The sequence below is a fragment of the Paenarthrobacter nitroguajacolicus genome (assembly GCF_031455195.1).
GTDB lineage: Bacteria > Actinomycetota > Actinomycetes > Actinomycetales > Micrococcaceae > Arthrobacter > Arthrobacter nitroguajacolicus_D.
This window is the reverse complement of sequence record NZ_JAVDSH010000001.1, coordinates 240,900-256,132: the sequence shown is the minus strand read 5'-3', so window position 1 is coordinate 256,132 and position 15,233 is coordinate 240,900. Positions and strand designations below refer to the sequence as shown.

Genomic DNA, 15,233 nt, shown 5'->3' with positions numbered 1-15,233 from the left:
GGGTTTGAAGCCCCGCGCCACCACCTAGGGCTGGAAACCGAGGGTCCTGCGTGCTTCATCGATATCCGGGGCGGCCCACCGCGCTGAATGCTCCGCGTTGCTGGACAGTGACCGTATCTCGGCCCGGTCCAGGTAGAGGGTTCCATGGAGGTGGTCTGTTTCATGTTGCACGATGCGGGCCTGCCAGCCGGAGAACCACTCTTCCACGGGCTCGCCGGCAGTATCGGTGTACCGCAACTCGACGTTCCGATGGCGTTTCACGACGGCTTGGTATCCGGCGACAGACAAGCACCCTTCGAAGAACGAGGCTGTCTCCGATCCCAGGGGCTTGTACGTCGGATTGATGATGGCGAAGAACTCCAGCTGCTCCCGGTGCCGCACAGCGGCCGAGGCCGGGTCAACCTCGTATTTGTCCTCAAGGACGGCCAGTTGAAGGGGGATGCCCAACTGCGGAGCAGCCAAGCCCACGCCCGGTGCGTCATGCATGACCTTACGCATCCGATCAACCAGTGCCAGCAACTCAACGTCGTCTATCTGGCCATCATAGGGGGCCGCAACATGACGCAGGACAGGATGACCCGCCTGGACAATTGCCGGAAGCCCGTCAGCATCAAGCAGCCTGCGGACGGCATCCCTGATCTGCGTGGGGTTGAAGTCGGTGGCGGGGCTGGTCGCCTCGGGATGAGGTTGATGCGTCATGCCTTGAGCCTAGCGCGGAGGTGTCCGCGACGGTGGGCTAGGCTCGACGGATGAGCCATTCCACCCCTTTGGACCATGTACTTGGGTTCGTTAGAACCGTTGAAGCCGGCGGCGGGGCTGCTGAACTGCGGCCGTTCCTCTCCGAGGATTTCACGCTCACCGAGTGGCCACACGCCCTGTCCAAATCAGGGTCCACCCGCAACCTCGCCGAGACGCTGTCCGGGGCGGACCACAGCAAGGACATCGTTGCCAAGCAAACCTTCGAAGTAGTCCGGACCACCTGCCAGGGTGACCGTGTAGTGCTCGAAATGAATTGGTCGGCCACACTGCTTCTTGACCTTCCCCACTGGGATCGAGGCGACACCATCAGGGCCCGCAGCACCGCAGTCTTCGAGCTCCGCGACGGGCTCATCATCAGCCAGGACACCTACGACTGCTACTACACGGCTCCGGAGTAATCAGCGCATGGTGAAGCGCCGCTCCACCAGCGCTGCCACAGCAGGAAGCTCCAAGGCCGCAGCAAAAAGCCTGTTTCGGGTGTCCATGACGGCCGGCGGCAGCGGCCTGCCCAGCGCCATGTTCAAACCCGCCTGCCGCGAAGCCCGTAACGCTGTCCTGCGCCTGGTTACCTCAAACCGTGCAAGCTGTCGCCCAACATCGTTCCCCGTGAGGGAAGCGTGCATTATTGGCGCGAGTTCTGCCGCGTCCAGCCATCCCAGGTTCATGCCCTGCCCGCCAATCGGACTGATTTCATGGGCGGCGTCACCGAGCAAAACCACCCGTCCGTGAACCATCCTCCTTGCCAGGCGCGAACGCACTTCGAAGGCGCTGACCATGGTGTTACTGTTCGCGTCAAGCACCTCGCCCGTCCTGGCCCCCACCAGCCCAGCCAGCCCGGCCGCCGTCGTGCCTTGATCCGGTTCACCCAGCCGCACCACCCACCTGCGCACCCCGCCCGGCAGCGGAAACGACTCCACAATCCCGTCGGGTTCCAAATACAGCACCGCATCGGAGCCATGGCCGGTGGCGTCGGTGAAGTCGCCCATGATGTAGCTGTCCGGGTAGCTGTGCGCCGGCAGTGGCGGCAGGATCTGCCGGCGAACCGTTGAGTGCGCGCCGTCTGCGGCCACCACCAAGCGGGCCGTGAACTCTTCGCCTCCGCCCGGTACAGCCGCCGCCACCGTAACTGCTCCTAAAGGGTCCTCAACGAGGCGCGTGACCTCCGCCCCGCGGATGATAGCTTCAGGATCGAGCCGCAACAGGGCCTCCTCCAGGACCCTTTCGGTGGTGGTCTGCGGCACGGCAAGGATAAACGGAAAGTCCGGATCGCCGGAGAACGGCAGTTCGGCCACACGCTTTCCGCGGCTGTAGGCGAGTCCACGGCGGATGTGAACGCCGGACGCTGTCAGTTCAGCCGCCACCCCTGCGCGTGCCAGCTGGCCCAGCGCCGGGGGGTGAATACCGATGGCGCGGGACCGATGGCTCCGGGCGGGCCGCCGTTCCAGGATCCGGACCGTGTGACCCTGTTGCAGCAACAACGCACCCATGAACAAGCCCACGGGTCCGGCGCCCACCACCACAACGTCAAGCATCTTCCCCCTCCTGGCCGGCCCCTGGGACGTGGCGGTTGCCGTATATCTCACGCGCCTCGTAAACCAGGAGGCTGTGCCAGGGGCCGTTCGCTTCCACCGTCCAGTTGCCGGGAACGGCTGCCCTCAGTTCTGGACGCGTATAGCTGCGCTTAATGGACACCAAGCCGTCCCCGCAGATGTAGGAGCCGAGGCCCAGAGGCCAAAAACCCGCCATGAACAGCAGGTAGGAGATATTGCTGCGCACGAGATCGTTGTGGAGGACAAGTCGCCGGCTCAGGAGCTCTGAGTCCCGCAGCACTCCGGCGAGCTGACCGGCGTCGAGGTGGTGGAGGATGTGGTTGGAAATCACGACGTCGAATGTCCGGTTCTCGGATACCAGCTGGGAGCTGTGCGCGCGACGGTAGGTGACACCCGCGACGTGGGGCGCATGTCGGGCGAAGTCGTACGCCCTGGGGTCCGGGTCGATCGCCGTGATCTCAAGCCTCAACCCATCGCGCTGAGCCCATCGCGCCAGGCTCCGGGCCACGTCGCCGCTGCCGCAGCCCACATCCAGCAATGTCACCGGATCCGAACCGGACATCAGGGGCCGGATGCGGTGCTCATAGGTGCGACGCCACCCGGACAAGAGACTGTTGACCACCGGAAAGCGGGCGTAGGTCCGGGTCAGGCGCACGGGATCGCAGTCCGGCCGGTCCATTTCCTCCACGGCGTGCAGGTCCCTGTGCTTGAGGGAACCCCACGGCCTCACAGTGCGGGGGAGACCAACGTGAAAAGGCCTGTCTCCACCGTCAGGCCGGGACCAAACGCCATGGAGCAGATCCGTTCCTCGCGTTCGGCCGCATCCCGTTCCAGCATGTACTTCAGGACGAACAGGACGGTGGCGCTGCTCATATTGCCGTACTCCCGCAGCGTCTCACGGGCCGGGACCAACTGCTTCTCGGTGAGTTCGAGCTTGGACTCCACTTTGTCCAGGATGCTGCGTCCGCCGGGGTGAATGGCCCAGTGCGTTATGTCGCGGTAAGGCAGGCCGGCCAGCTGCGGCTCCTTGGCCAGGAGTGGCTCCAAGGCTCCCGTGATGTGTTCCTCGATGATGTGGGGAACATAGGACCCCAGCACCATTTCGAACCCTTCATCGCCGATGTTCCAGGCCATCGCTTCCTCGCCCACCGGGGTGAGGACCGTCTCGAAGTGGTCCAGCCTGATGACAGGATCAGGACCTTCCGGTTCACGGGCCGTGACGATGGCAGCGGCAGCTCCATCGCCAAAAATGGCCGACCCCATGATCGTGTCGGGATCATTGGAGGTCCTTACGTGCAGCGAACAGAGTTCCACGCAGATCACCAGGACCACAGCCCCCGGATCGGCCTGGCAGAATTGCTTTGCCGCCTTGAGCGCGGGGAACGCGGCGTAACAGCCCATGAAGCCCAGGTGATAGCGCTGTACCGATGGGCTCAGGCCTAATGCCCGGACCACTTTGTAATCCGGTCCAGGGTTGAAGAACCCCGTACAGGAAACCGTGATGACGTGGGTGATGTCGTCCAGGTCAATGCCCGCAGCCTGGGCCACCGCGGTCTTGCCGGCTTCCACGAAGAGCTTGGTGGCCTCCGTGGCGAAGATCTCGTTGCGGACCTTGGTGCTGGGGCTCAGCACCCTGTTCGTTTCCGGATCAAAGAACCTGGGATTCTCGGGATGGGCGTCAAGGCTCAGTTCTTCCACGGCCGTGTACCGGGTGTCGATCGCGGCGGAGTCAAAGCAGGTGGAGACGAGCCGTGTTCCCAGCCGGGTCAGGCCCGGTTGGGACGCAAAAACTTCCCGTGCTTGTTGCTGGATCAGAATAGTTGGCGGAACTGCGGTTTCTAGGGACCTCACATATACCGGCATGCTTCATTCTTAGCGAGTAAACCGTGGAAGACAATGGCAGAATCGAAGCTACTGGCCGAGGCTGGCCAGTGAGAGCCAGGGGCGCCAACGGGGGACTGTTGGGCAACGCCGCCTAACAGATGGAGAAATCATGAGTATCGCCACGGGCACGCACACATCATCTCCCGCGTCGCACGTCGCCGACACCCACGATCTGATCAGGGTCCAGGGTGCACGTGAGAACAACCTGAAAGACGTCACCATCGAGATCCCGAAGCGCAGGCTCACGGTCTTCACGGGTGTCTCCGGCTCCGGAAAGAGTTCGCTCGTCTTCGCAACCATCGCCGCCGAGTCCCAGCGAATGATCAACGAGACGTACAGTGCCTTCGTGCAGGGCTTCATGCCGTCCCTGGCGCGGCCCGACGTCGACATGCTCGAAGGCCTCACGACGGCGATCATTGTCGACCAGGAACGGATGGGTTCCAATCCGCGGTCCACGGTCGGCACGGCCACTGATGCCAATGCGATGCTCCGCATCCTCTTCAGCCGCCTCGGCCATCCGCACATCGGTTCGCCCAACGCCTACTCCTTCAACGTCCCAACGGTGAAGGCCAGCGGCGCCATCACCGTGGAGCGCGGCGAAGGCAAGACCAAGACGGAAAAGGCCACCTTCAACCGGCTGGGTGGAATGTGTTCCCGCTGCGAAGGCATGGGCTCGGTCAACGATTTCGACCTGACGGCCCTGTACGACGACACGAAGTCACTCAGCGAAGGCGCGCTCACCATCCCGGGTTACACCATGGACGGGTGGTACGGACGCATCTTCAGCGGTTCGGGCTTTTTCAACATGGACAAGCCGATCGCCAAGTTCACTAAAAAGGAATTCCACGACCTTCTTTACCGGGAACCCACAAAAATCAAGGTTGAGGGAATCAATCTCACCTACGAAGGCGTGATCCCCAAGATCCAAAAGTCGATGCTCAGCAAGGACGTCGACGCCCTGCAACCGCACATTCGCGCCTTTGTTGAACGGGCCATTACCTTCACCACCTGCCCCGAGTGTGATGGCACCCGGCTCAGTCCGGAGGCCAGGTCGTCGAAGATCAAGGGCAAGAGCATCGCGGATGTTTGCACCATGCAGATCAGTGATCTCGCCGACTGGATCCGGGGAATCGACGAGCCCTCCGTTGCTCCGCTGTTGAAGGGCCTCCAGCACCTCCTGGACTCCTTTGCCGAAATCGGCCTTGGCTACCTCTCCTTGGATCGCCCGGCGGGCACCCTGTCCGGGGGCGAGGCGCAGCGGACCAAGATGATCCGCCACCTGGGATCCTCCCTGACAGACATCACATATGTTTTCGACGAACCAACCATCGGTTTGCACCCGCACGACATTGAACGCATGAACCAACTCCTGCTGCAATTGCGGGACAAGGGCAACACCGTTCTTGTTGTGGAGCACAAGCCCGAAACCATCGCCATTGCCGACCACGTGGTCGATCTTGGACCCGGTGCAGGCAGCGGTGGAGGGTCCGTTTGCTTTGAGGGCGACGTTGAGGGGTTGCGGGGGAGCGACACGATCACGGGTCGCCACCTCGATGACCGGGCTACCATCAAGGCCTCCGTTCGTCCCGCATCCGGCAAACTCGAAGTCCGTGGCGCGTCCACCAACAACCTCAAAAATGTCGACGTCGATATCCCCTTGGGTGTCCTCTGCGTCTTGACCGGCGTGGCTGGTTCGGGCAAAAGCTCGCTGATCCACGGCTCAGTTGCCTCGCGTGACGGCGTCGTGGTGATCGACCAGGGCGCCATCCGGGGTTCACGCCGAAGCAACCCGGCTACGTACACTGGCCTGTTGGAGCCGATTCGAAAAGCGTTCGGAAAAGCGAACGGTGTGAAGCCGGCGCTCTTCAGTTCCAACTCGGAAGGCGCATGCCCCACGTGCAACGGTGCCGGCGTCATCTACACCGACCTTGGCGTCATGGCTACCGTCGAGTCGACTTGCGAGGAATGCGACGGGAAGCGCTTCCAGGCCGCCGTCCTCGAATACACCCTCGGTGAGCGCAATATTGCAGAAGTGCTTGCAATGTCCGTCGTGGACGCCGAACGATTCTTCGCCGAGGGTGACGCCCGCACTCCTGCCGCCCACAAAATCCTCAACCGCCTCGCCGACGTCGGACTCGGTTACCTAACGCTCGGGCAGCCGCTCACTACGTTGTCCGGCGGTGAGCGCCAGCGGCTCAAGCTGGCCACCCAGATGTCCGAGAAGGGCGACATCTACATTCTTGACGAGCCAACTACCGGCCTGCACCTGGCCGATGTCCAGAACCTCCTTGGCATGCTTGACCGCCTGGTCGAGTCCGGCAAATCGGTCATTGTTATCGAACACCACCAGGCCGTCATGGCACATGCCGACTGGATCATCGACCTTGGCCCGGGTGCAGGGCACGACGGCGGCAGGATTGTTTTCAACGGAACGCCGGCTGACCTGGTGGCCGCCAAGGGGACGCTGACGGGGAAGCACTTGTCGGCCTACGTGGGTGCGTGAGCTCTTGGTCAGTTCGCTGGTACGTCCCTTCGTCAGGAGCCCACGGTGTTTTGCCGTCTCCCAGTCGATGTGGTGGTGATACAGCCAGTCGAAATTGTCAGCGGACTTGCGTGAGAGGGCACGGAATACCAGCGGCAGGGCCAGGTCCTCGAACACCCGCTTGAATTGGCCCCTGATCTTCGGTGCTGCATTCCGTCGCCCCCACTGGACCACCAGCTCCGCCCGGTTCCTGCGTTCGGCTTCGTAACGGGCCAGGGCTTCAGCTACCGGCTCCGGCCCGGCGCCACGCAAGGCGCGCCCCAACGTGACGGCGTCCTCTATGGCCATGGACGCTCCTTGCCCGGAGGACGGCGATGCCGCGTGGGCGGCGTCTCCCACCAGGACCAGTCTTCCGCGCCACCAGCGCGGGATGCCCGGAAAGTCGGAGGTCCTATACGGCCGGATGACGTCCTCAGTCGCGGCAACAATCGCAGCCATGGGTGTGCGATCCCGTTCCACGAGCTGTGTCAGCCACGCTTTGCGGGCCCCGGCATCCAAAGTGGCAGGATCTTCCGAGGACCGTTCCAGCGGGTTGGCGAACCACCACACCCGCCCGTCGGGATCCCGCATGTAGCAATAGAAACAGCGTTTTCCAAAAACCATCTTCATGCGGCCAACCTCCACATCGATCGTTCCCGGAGGGAGGACTCCGGCTGGTACGATGCCGCCGGTGTTGAGCAGCGGAATGTTCCTGGGCGCAGGGGAGGAGGGGTCGGTGAGGTCCCTCACCTTCGAGTTGAGTCCATCGGCACCGATCAGGACGTCTCCGGTGGCTGAGGTTCCGTCGGCGAAAACTGCGGTCACGCCGTCGGGCCGTTCTTCCACCGTGGTGAGCCGTTTGCCGTAGACGATGCCGATGCCACGTCGGCTGGCCTCTTCGCGGAACATGCCGTACAGCTCCGAGCGGGTCATGGTTCGGGCGGTGGTGCCGTCCGGCAAGGAGCCGCCATAGTCGAAGTCGATGAGGTGCTTCCCGTTGCTGCCCAGGTACATGGACATCAGGGGAGTGCCGAAACCCAAGCGACAGGCGTCGTCTTTGAGGCCAAGTGTTTCCAACGCGTCAAAGCCGTTGACGGCAACTGTGAGGAAGCCGCCAATACCGTCGGAGGGTGCGTCGTAGGCTTCAAAGATGACCGGCCGATGTCCGGCTTTCTGTAGTGCAATTCCGGAGGCCAACCCGGCGATCCCAGCCCCAATGACCAAACAGTTCATCATGTCGTGCTCCATTTTATTTCGTTCGGACAAACGAAATATATAGATGGAGCGTACAGGGCGCAATCCTTTCGGGAAAACGAAATAACTTGCTAGCCTCGTCGCATGGAATCCGAAGCCAACCACAGCACCCACCGGCAAGCCCTGATGGAGGCGGTTTTCACCTCCGGAAGGGAGCTTTCGACGGCCGCCGTCATGTTCCACACCAAGCTGTCCGAGCTGCGCGGGTTGTCCGCCACGGAGGGAAAAGCCATTGATATCCTGTTGCGCTTTGGGCCCATGGCAGCAGGGGAATTCGGACAGCATTCAGGGTTGGCGCCTGCCTCAGTCACCGGCCTCATGCAGCGGCTGGAGGCCAAGGGAGTCGCCAGAAGGATCCGGAGCGACGAGGACAAACGAAAGGTGCTGATCGAGCTGATCGGCGACCAGGTCACCGCTGCGACACCGTATTTCGTCGACTTCATGGACGGACTCGGGCGCCTGCTTGAGGGGTACAGCGACGACGAACTGCGGACCATCGCAGACTACTCAACCAGAGCCGCGGAGATTCAGAAGAATGCCGCGTCACGCTTGGGCAATCCGGGAACTGCCGGGACCTAAGGGCACCCACTTCCACCTCTCGGCATTAAGTGCCGATAATCTACATTATGTAAAGTAAACCGAAAGCGGGGCTCCCCTCAGGCCCCGGCCATACCTGCATTCGTTTCCTTGAGATCCTGGAGTGCCGCATGACAACGTCGGCACACGGCCACATGGTGATCGACCCGTTGCCGTGCAGCCTTGCGGACAGCGTTCCTGACGAATTTGCCCAAATGCCGGGAGAAGTCGATGCATGGATCGTTGGGCGCGACGGTCACATGTTCTTGGAGATACGCCTGACGGAGCCCTTCACGCGCCCGGATGAGCAGCGAAGAAACCCCGTTTGGGCTCAGTTCCATGACCCGCGCCGTTGCGGCCGGTTTCAGGCCTTCCACCTCCACGCACCAGAGAACGGCCTGCCATCGCACCGGCAAGGAATGGAAGGCCCTCATCAGCGTTGTGGATTCGAAAGCCCTGATGGTCGAGTCATCGTTGAGGACCAGCGAGTCCATGGCGCTGCCATATCCCAAGGTTGCACGACGTCGGCCCTGCACGTTGCGCTGATGCGCAATGCGCCTGACAGCTGTCGTCAGATACGCCGGAAAGGACTCCCGGGGTCCGCCGCCCTTGACCAGCGACGCCAACACCGAGCTAAAGGCTTCCGCGACGACGTCGTCCGGGTCATTGCCCGCATCGGCCTCCGCCCTGGCCACGTATCTTGCCACTGCGGAGTGCCGCCGGTACAGCTCGGCGAACGCGGCAAGGTCCCCTTGGCGTACAGCAGCCACCAGTATGGCGTCGGTCCGGCGACCTACTGACAGTTCCTCAAACCCACCTCTCCCCCGCCCCTGGCGGGCGTTGGAGGCATGATCGTGCGCTGGGGTGCTGGCTCGTTCGGCAATATGAGTGGACATGGGGAGGCCTTTCAGGTGGGGCGGCCCCAAACCTAGGCAATGAGTGGTTGAATACACTCAAAACGCAGGCTTTTTGCTGAAAGAGCAGGAAAAATGCAGGAATATTATCTCGACGAGCGGGATCTCCGGCTTCTCCACGCTCTGCAGATTCGTCCTCGAGCACCGTGGGCTGCTTTGGCTCCGATAGTGGGAGCCGACGCCGTGACATTGGCCAGGCGTTGGGGTGCGCTGGAGGAAGCCGGTCTGGCCTGGGTCACCTCGTATCGGGGGCCCGGGGCGAAATACACTGGCGCCATCATCGAGATTGCCTGCGCACCGGCGAGCATTGCTCCGGCCACTGCGGACCTCGCTGACGATGAAGAGGTCCTTTCCATTGACCAGACGGCTGGCGGACGGGACCTCGTCCTCACGCTGCTATGCCGGTCGGATGCTGACCTGGGCCGTTTCGTCCTCGACAGGCTCCCAGCTGTTGCAGGCATAACAAGTACCCGCACGCACCGTGGCATCAGGTTGCTTGCGGACGCGCAGCAATGGAGGCTGCGTTCGCTGCAGGAACGGGAAATCACCCAACTCGAGCTCGCACTCCCCCAGCCATCTGCCGCCCAGCGGGGTGTCCCGTCCGAAGTGGAAAATGAGGTTGCCGCAATTCTGCGCGACGACGGCCGGGCTTCCGTCGCCCACATCTCCCAGAAGGCCGGCATCAGCCCTGTCCGCGCGAAGAATGCCCTGTCAACGATTCTTGCTGAAAGACGCCTCATTGTGCGCCTGGAGGTGGCCCGCGCCTACGCGCCGTGGCCCGTATCCGTGTGGTATTTCCTGCGCGTTCCCGTCACCCAGGTTGAAGCAGTCGCCGGACGACTCGTGGGCCTCCAGGAGGTCCGGTTCGTGGCCACCACGGGTGGGCTGTACTCCATATTGATGATGGTCTGGCTGCGCCGCATCGAAGACATGACCGTGCTGGAACGGCAGCTCGGCGAAAGGCTTCCTTTCGCCGAGATCATGGACCGCTCAATTGTGTTGCGCACGCCCAAACATATGGGCAAGCGACTTTCCGCCGACGGTCGGCGGATCGGCTGAAGTCATCGCCCGGACGCCCCGCCGGGACCCGGGCGGGGCATCCATCGAAGGCGGTCGCCTAGGGCTATTGCTGCTGCTGGTCTCCCGCGATATTGACCAACCAGTTGATACCGAACTTGTCTGCGCACATGCCAAAAGTGTCGCCCCAGGGCGCCGATTCGAGCGGGACGGTGACCGTGCCGCCGTCGACGAGCTTGTCCCAGAAGCCCCGCAACTCGGCTTCGTCCGACGCTTCACCACTGAGCGACACAGAGATATTGTCGCCCGGGTTGTACTCCATTCCGTTCGGAGTGTCAGCCGCCATGAGAGTCAGCCCACCCGGGGTGACCAACATGGCATGCATGACCTTTTCGGATTCTGCAGGATCCTGACTCCCCTGCATGTCACCGAATGTGCTGATGTTCAACTCACCGCCGAAGACGGATTCGTAAAACGTGATTGCGTCCCGGGCATTGTCCCGGAACGAGATATACGGGTTGAGGCGCGTTGTCATCGGTCGGTTCTCCTCATGGTTGCCAGGTGCGTGAATACGTCACCGTGCGGCCATGCTAGCAGCGCTTCCAGCGCCTGTCCCCCGTGGTTCCTCACCCGCCGTCGTAAGCTTTCTGGAGGACGTTGATATCGAGTTTGCGCATCTTCAACATCGCTTCCATGGCGCGCTGGGAACCTTCCCGGTCCGCTCCGTTCAGCAGCCCCGCCATCGCGGTGGGAACAACTTGCCACGACAATCCAAACCGATCCTTAAGCCAGCCGCACTGGCTCTCCTCTCCCCCGGACAGCAAAGCATCCCAGTAGCGGTCCACCTCCTCCTGGGAGTCGCAATGGACCACCATGGAAACCGCCTCGTTGAACCTGTACATGGGACCGCCGTTGAGGCCCATGAACTGCCTGCCCTCGATCTCGAATTCAACGGTGAGCGCTTTGCCACCCGGCCCTGGCATAGCCGGCCCCATCGATGAGTTGTCGAAGGTCGATGTGTAGAACTGCGCCGCCTCCTCAGCCTGGCCATCGAACCACAAACACGTGGAAATCTTCTGCATCTGCCATCCCTCCAAGGAACCCGGGAACTCCTTGTCCCCTGTCCGAGGCTAATGCCGGGGCTTTCACCACCACAATGACCGGGCGCGACTTCTCGCCTGAAGGCAATGCCCGCTACTGTCAGAGGCATGTCTTCCCCAGTCAAACTGTGGCTCCCGGCCGCAATCGCCGATCTTTTGTTGATTCTTGTGTTCGCTGCCATAGGTCGCGACGCGCACGCCCGTGGCGATATTGTCACCGGGGCCTTCGCGACGGCGTGGCCCTTCCTTGCCGGGGCTGCGTTCGCATGGTTGGTCCTGCGGGCCTGGCGGGCCTCTCTCTCCATATGGCCCGCCGGAGTGGGCATCTGGTTGGGCACGGTAGTGGTGGGAATGCTATTGAGGGCAGCCACCGGGCAGACAGTCGTACTGCCCTTCATACTGGTAGCCCTGATCAGCCTCGCCATCTTCCTGCTGGGATACCGGGCCCTGGTGGCCTTGCTGATGCGGGTGGTACGCAAGCGGCACAGCCGGGTGTGATCCAGCCCCGGCCATGGTGGATGCACTAGGCTGGAAAGCGTCCGCAATGATGCTTTTCCGGAAGGGCCCCACGTGATCACCGCTTTCGTCCTGATCAAGACCGACGCCTCGCGCATCCCGGAGACGGCCGAGCAAATCTCCGCCATCCAGGGCATCAGCGAGGTCTACTCAGTGACGGGCGAATGGGACCTGATCGCGGTGGCCAGGGTAACAAAGCATGAAGAGCTCGCCGATGTCATCGCCGACAGGCTGTCAAAGGTTGATTCCGTGGTCCACACCACCACCCACATTGCGTTCCGCGCCTACTCGCAGCACGACCTCGATGCGGCATTCGCACTCGGCTTCGAATAAACGACGCCGAGTCCGCCGTCAGCTCTGGCTGAGCGCAGTCCACTTCTCCAGGACGGCGGCCGCTTTACCCGAATCAACAGATTCTGCTGCCCGGGCGAAAGCAGCACGCATCCGCTCCACCAGGCTGCCCTCAGCTTGAAGATCAAAGGACACCAGCCCCGCTGCCGCGTTCAAAAGAACGGCATCCCGCACGGGACCGCTTTTACCTTCAAGGACCTCCCGGACCACGGCAGCGTTGGCGGCGGCGTCGCCACCCCTGAGGTCGGCAACTGTGGACGGGCCTATACCCAGGTCCGCAGGAGTGAACACCTGCTCCGTGACAGCTCCATCCCTGATCTCCCAGACCGTCGACGGCCCCGTGGGTGTGAGCTCATCCAAGCCGTCGTCACCCCTGAACACCAGCCCACGGCTCCCACGCCGGGCCAGCACGCCAGCCACCAACGGGGCCATTCGGGCATTCGCCACGCCAACAGCTGATGCCTGCACATGTGCCGGGTTGGTCATCGGCCCCAGGAAATTGAAGGCCGTTGGAACAGCCAGCTCCCTCCTGGGAACGGCGGTGTGCCGGAAGGAAGGATGGAAGACCTGGGCAAAACAGAAAGTGATTCCCGCCTCTTCGGCGTTCCTGGCGACCTGCTCAATCGAGAGGTCAAGGCGTACGCCCAGCGCTTCCAGGACATCGGCCGAACCTGACGTCGACGACGCCGCCCTGTTACCGTGCTTGACCACCTTGGCCCCCGCACCGGCAGCAACAAGAGCGGCCATGGTGGAAATATTCACCGTGTTGAGGCGGTCTCCTCCTGTGCCAACAATGTCCAGCTTCTCCCCGGAGATGTCAATGGGGTTGGCGTGCTGGACCATCGCTTCGACAAGGCCGGCCAACTCTTCGACGGTCTCGCCCTTGGCGCGAAGCGCTACGAGGAAGCCAGCAATCTGGGACGGCGTGGCTTCACCGGACATGATCGTGTTCATGGCCCACTCAGTGTTGGCCACCGCAAGGTCGTCGCCGTTGATCAGTGCTGAGATGAGCCCTGGCCAGGTATTGCTGGCTGCAGGTGCCGATGCCGGAGAAGTCACTCCCTGATGCTATCGAGCCAGCCACGCCGATGACCAATGTGAACCGTGCCGGGAACTTTTCCGCGCGATTTCGCGTCTTTGTAGAAAAAGTATCCCGAATCGGTGGTTTGCATTGGGAACTCTGGACTTTTACAGACATAATGTCCTTGTGACATCTGCGACCCATGCCCCCAGTACCCCGGCGCACCCGACGCTGAACCGCCCCAACTTGGTTTCTGTTGGAACCGTAGTTTGGCTGTCCAGTGAGTTGATGTTCTTCGCCGGCCTCTTTGCCATGTACTTCACCCTGCGCTCCACATCCGGAACGATGTGGGCCGAGGAGACGGCCAAGCTCAACTTCCCGTTTGCGCTCGTCAACACCATCGTCCTTGTGGCAAGTTCCTTCACTTGCCAGATGGGCGTCTTTGCCGCCGAGCGGCTGGAGCCCCGCCGGACCGGCAGGCCGCTGCAGTTCACCCGCTGGGGCATGACTGAATGGTTTGTCCTCACGTTCATCATGGGTGCCTTCTTCGTAGCCGGCCAGACCACCGAATACGCCATGCTCGTCTCCGAGCACGTTTCCCTGTCGTCCAACGCCTACGGTTCCGCCTTCTACATGACCACCGGCTTCCACGGCCTCCACGTCATCGGCGGTTTGATCGCGTTCCTATTCATCATTGGGCGCGCCTTTGCAGCCAAGAAGTTCGGACACTTCGAAGCGACGTCGGCAATCGTCACCTCTTACTACTGGCACTTCGTCGACGTAGTGTGGATCGGCCTCTTCCTGGTCATCTACGTCCTCAAGTAAGCCCCAGCTTTGACTCTTTTTCTACAAGAGGCAGAATTTAAAGAAGCGGCTCCCGGAGCCGACGCAGGATCGAAAAAAGGAACCACCACGTGAAGGCACTCTCGCAGAAGCGACGTCACCCACTGGCAGCCATAGCGCTGCTGTTGATGGGCCTCCTCCTCACTGGTGGGCTCTACGCCGTTGCCACAACCGTCAACCAGGCCAAGGCCGACACCACTAGCTACAGCGCCAGTGACGTAGAAGAAGGCGGCAAGCTTTTCGCCGCCAACTGCGCCACCTGCCACGGCATGGGTGCAAGTGGAACCAACGACGGCCCCTCGCTGGTCGGCGTGGGTGCTGCTGCTGTTGACTTCCAGGTTGGTACCGGCCGTATGCCCATGCAGATGAGCGGCCCCCAGGCCCAGAAGAAGCCCGCCCAGTTCAACGAGGAACAGACCAAGCAGCTCGCTGCTTACGTTGCATCCCTCGGTGCAGGTCCGGCCATTCCCGAGGAAAAGCTCCTCGACGGAAAGGGAGACGCAGCCAACGGCGGCGAGCTCTTCCGCGTCAACTGCGCGATGTGCCACAACGCGGCAGCCGCTGGCGGAGCGTTGACCCGTGGCAAGTTCGCTCCCGGCTTGGCAGGTGTCACGGAAGCGCACATCTACGAAGCCATGGCTACGGGTCCGCAGAACATGCCCGTCTTCAACGATTCGAACATCACTCCTGAAGACAAGCGCGACATCATCACCTTCCTGAAGACGATCGAAGCCAACGGTTCGCCCGGTGGGGCCGAGCTTGGTTCCCTTGGACCGGTATCCGAAGGCCTCTTCGTATGGGTTGCCGGCCTGGGTGTCATCATCGCCTTCACCATCTGGTTGACGTCGCGTACGTCCTAGCCTGCAGGCAGAAACTTCTGCTGCACCGTCAGCAGTTTGAAATTGAAAATAACTCGGCCCCGGCCGA

At 62.1% G+C, this 15,233-nt stretch carries 16 protein-coding genes and 1 pseudogene; 8 read left to right on the top strand and 9 right to left on the bottom strand.

Translation table 11 applies throughout. The annotated features are described in order from the left end of the window. Window positions 1-24: 24 nt before the first annotated feature. Window positions 25-699, bottom strand: coding sequence for a peptide deformylase (locus J2Y68_RS01240; RefSeq protein WP_309988691.1), 675 nt, complete (start codon window positions 697-699; stop codon window positions 25-27). A gap of 50 nt (window positions 700-749) precedes the next feature. Between J2Y68_RS01240 and J2Y68_RS01235 the strand changes: the two genes are divergently transcribed. Next, window positions 750-1,157 carry a nuclear transport factor 2 family protein gene (locus J2Y68_RS01235; RefSeq protein WP_309988686.1) on the top strand — a complete coding sequence of 136 codons (408 nt, stop codon included), beginning with the start codon at window positions 750-752 and terminating at the stop codon, window positions 1,155-1,157. On the opposite strand, the gene J2Y68_RS01230 is transcribed toward J2Y68_RS01235, so the two are convergent. From J2Y68_RS01230 to J2Y68_RS01220, 3 genes are read right to left on the bottom strand one after another with little or no spacing between them, the layout of a single operon-like run. Continuing rightward, complete coding sequence (locus J2Y68_RS01230; RefSeq protein ID WP_309988684.1) at window positions 1,158-2,291, bottom strand: FAD-dependent oxidoreductase; 1,134 nt, start codon at window positions 2,289-2,291, stop codon at window positions 1,158-1,160. It lies immediately after the preceding gene. Beyond that, a complete protein-coding gene (locus tag J2Y68_RS01225) occupies window positions 2,284-3,039 on the bottom strand; it encodes a class I SAM-dependent methyltransferase (RefSeq protein WP_309988683.1) in 756 nt (251 codons plus the stop codon). Before J2Y68_RS01225 ends, J2Y68_RS01230 begins: the two co-directional genes overlap by 8 nt. Then, on the bottom strand, window positions 3,036-4,172 hold the full coding sequence (locus J2Y68_RS01220; protein WP_309988680.1) for a type III polyketide synthase: 1,137 nt from the start codon (window positions 4,170-4,172) through the stop codon (window positions 3,036-3,038). Before J2Y68_RS01220 ends, J2Y68_RS01225 begins: the two co-directional genes overlap by 4 nt. Before the next feature lie 130 nt (window positions 4,173-4,302). Here J2Y68_RS01220 and J2Y68_RS01215 point away from each other — a divergent pair, with 130 nt between their 5' ends. After that, a complete protein-coding gene (locus J2Y68_RS01215; protein WP_309988678.1) occupies window positions 4,303-6,696 on the top strand; it encodes an excinuclease ABC subunit UvrA in 2,394 nt (797 codons plus the stop codon). A gap of 213 nt (window positions 6,697-6,909) precedes the next feature. On the opposite strand, the pseudogene J2Y68_RS01210 reads toward J2Y68_RS01215, so the two are convergent. Further along, window positions 6,910-7,947, bottom strand: a pseudogene (locus tag J2Y68_RS01210) (FAD-dependent oxidoreductase); the annotation flags it as partial. Between the two features lie 105 nt (window positions 7,948-8,052). Between J2Y68_RS01210 and J2Y68_RS01205 the strand changes: the two are divergent. Next, on the top strand, window positions 8,053-8,547 hold the full coding sequence (locus tag J2Y68_RS01205) for a MarR family transcriptional regulator (protein ID WP_309988675.1): 495 nt from the start codon (window positions 8,053-8,055) through the stop codon (window positions 8,545-8,547). 77 nt (window positions 8,548-8,624) lie between these two features. On the opposite strand, the gene J2Y68_RS01200 is transcribed toward J2Y68_RS01205, so the two are convergent. After that, a complete protein-coding gene (locus J2Y68_RS01200) occupies window positions 8,625-9,440 on the bottom strand; it encodes an RNA polymerase sigma factor (RefSeq protein WP_309988673.1) in 816 nt (271 codons plus the stop codon). 93 nt (window positions 9,441-9,533) lie between these two features. Between J2Y68_RS01200 and J2Y68_RS01195 the strand changes: the two genes are divergently transcribed. After that, complete coding sequence (locus J2Y68_RS01195) at window positions 9,534-10,517, top strand: Lrp/AsnC family transcriptional regulator (RefSeq protein ID WP_309988671.1); 984 nt, start codon at window positions 9,534-9,536, stop codon at window positions 10,515-10,517. Window positions 10,518-10,581: 64 nt separating this feature from the next. Here the strand turns inward: J2Y68_RS01195 and J2Y68_RS01190 are convergent, their stop codons facing one another. Next, entirely contained in the window at window positions 10,582-11,010 is a 429-nt protein-coding gene (locus J2Y68_RS01190) for a VOC family protein (protein ID WP_309988668.1), read from the bottom strand. A gap of 91 nt (window positions 11,011-11,101) precedes the next feature. Further along, window positions 11,102-11,557 carry a VOC family protein gene (locus tag J2Y68_RS01185; protein ID WP_309988665.1) on the bottom strand — a complete coding sequence of 152 codons (456 nt, stop codon included), beginning with the start codon at window positions 11,555-11,557 and terminating at the stop codon, window positions 11,102-11,104. A gap of 126 nt (window positions 11,558-11,683) precedes the next feature. Between J2Y68_RS01185 and J2Y68_RS01180 the strand changes: the two genes are divergently transcribed. Next, window positions 11,684-12,073: a DUF3054 domain-containing protein gene (locus J2Y68_RS01180; protein ID WP_309988662.1), complete on the top strand. Its 390-nt coding sequence runs from the start codon at window positions 11,684-11,686 to the stop codon at window positions 12,071-12,073. Between the two features lie 72 nt (window positions 12,074-12,145). Beyond that, the gene (locus J2Y68_RS01175) at window positions 12,146-12,424 is read left to right on the top strand and encodes an Lrp/AsnC family transcriptional regulator (protein ID WP_211712356.1); all 279 of its coding nucleotides are present in this window, start codon (window positions 12,146-12,148) and stop codon (window positions 12,422-12,424) included. 18 nt (window positions 12,425-12,442) lie between these two features. Here the strand turns inward: J2Y68_RS01175 and trpD are convergent, their stop codons facing one another. After that, window positions 12,443-13,501: an anthranilate phosphoribosyltransferase gene (trpD, locus tag J2Y68_RS01170; protein WP_309988658.1), complete on the bottom strand. Its 1,059-nt coding sequence runs from the start codon at window positions 13,499-13,501 to the stop codon at window positions 12,443-12,445. Between the two features lie 148 nt (window positions 13,502-13,649). Between trpD and ctaE the strand changes: the two genes are divergently transcribed. Together ctaE and qcrC are read left to right on the top strand one after the other, a co-directional pair. Further along, on the top strand, window positions 13,650-14,288 hold the full coding sequence (gene ctaE, locus J2Y68_RS01165) for an aa3-type cytochrome oxidase subunit III (protein ID WP_144648327.1): 639 nt from the start codon (window positions 13,650-13,652) through the stop codon (window positions 14,286-14,288). Window positions 14,289-14,377: 89 nt separating this feature from the next. Next, window positions 14,378-15,166, top strand: a complete 789-nt coding sequence (qcrC, locus tag J2Y68_RS01160; RefSeq protein WP_309988655.1) for a cytochrome bc1 complex diheme cytochrome c subunit — start codon at window positions 14,378-14,380, stop codon at window positions 15,164-15,166. The last annotated feature ends 67 nt before the right edge of the window (window positions 15,167-15,233 follow it).

Coding starts and splice junctions, on each gene's coding strand:
- J2Y68_RS01200 (WP_309988673.1), bottom strand. CDS start 9,440: ATGTCCACTCATATTGCCGAACGAGCCAGCACCCCAGCGCACGATCAT.
- J2Y68_RS01180 (WP_309988662.1), top strand. CDS start 11,684: ATGTCTTCCCCAGTCAAACTGTGGCTCCCGGCCGCAATCGCCGATCTT.
- J2Y68_RS01240 (WP_309988691.1), bottom strand. CDS start 699: ATGACGCATCAACCTCATCCCGAGGCGACCAGCCCCGCCACCGACTTC.
- J2Y68_RS01220 (WP_309988680.1), bottom strand. CDS start 4,172: ATGCCGGTATATGTGAGGTCCCTAGAAACCGCAGTTCCGCCAACTATT.
- J2Y68_RS01205 (WP_309988675.1), top strand. CDS start 8,053: ATGGAATCCGAAGCCAACCACAGCACCCACCGGCAAGCCCTGATGGAG.
- J2Y68_RS01185 (WP_309988665.1), bottom strand. CDS start 11,557: ATGCAGAAGATTTCCACGTGTTTGTGGTTCGATGGCCAGGCTGAGGAG.
- J2Y68_RS01215 (WP_309988678.1), top strand. CDS start 4,303: ATGAGTATCGCCACGGGCACGCACACATCATCTCCCGCGTCGCACGTC.
- J2Y68_RS01195 (WP_309988671.1), top strand. CDS start 9,534: ATGCAGGAATATTATCTCGACGAGCGGGATCTCCGGCTTCTCCACGCT.
- J2Y68_RS01235 (WP_309988686.1), top strand. CDS start 750: ATGAGCCATTCCACCCCTTTGGACCATGTACTTGGGTTCGTTAGAACC.
- J2Y68_RS01190 (WP_309988668.1), bottom strand. CDS start 11,010: ATGACAACGCGCCTCAACCCGTATATCTCGTTCCGGGACAATGCCCGG.
- J2Y68_RS01230 (WP_309988684.1), bottom strand. CDS start 2,291: ATGCTTGACGTTGTGGTGGTGGGCGCCGGACCCGTGGGCTTGTTCATG.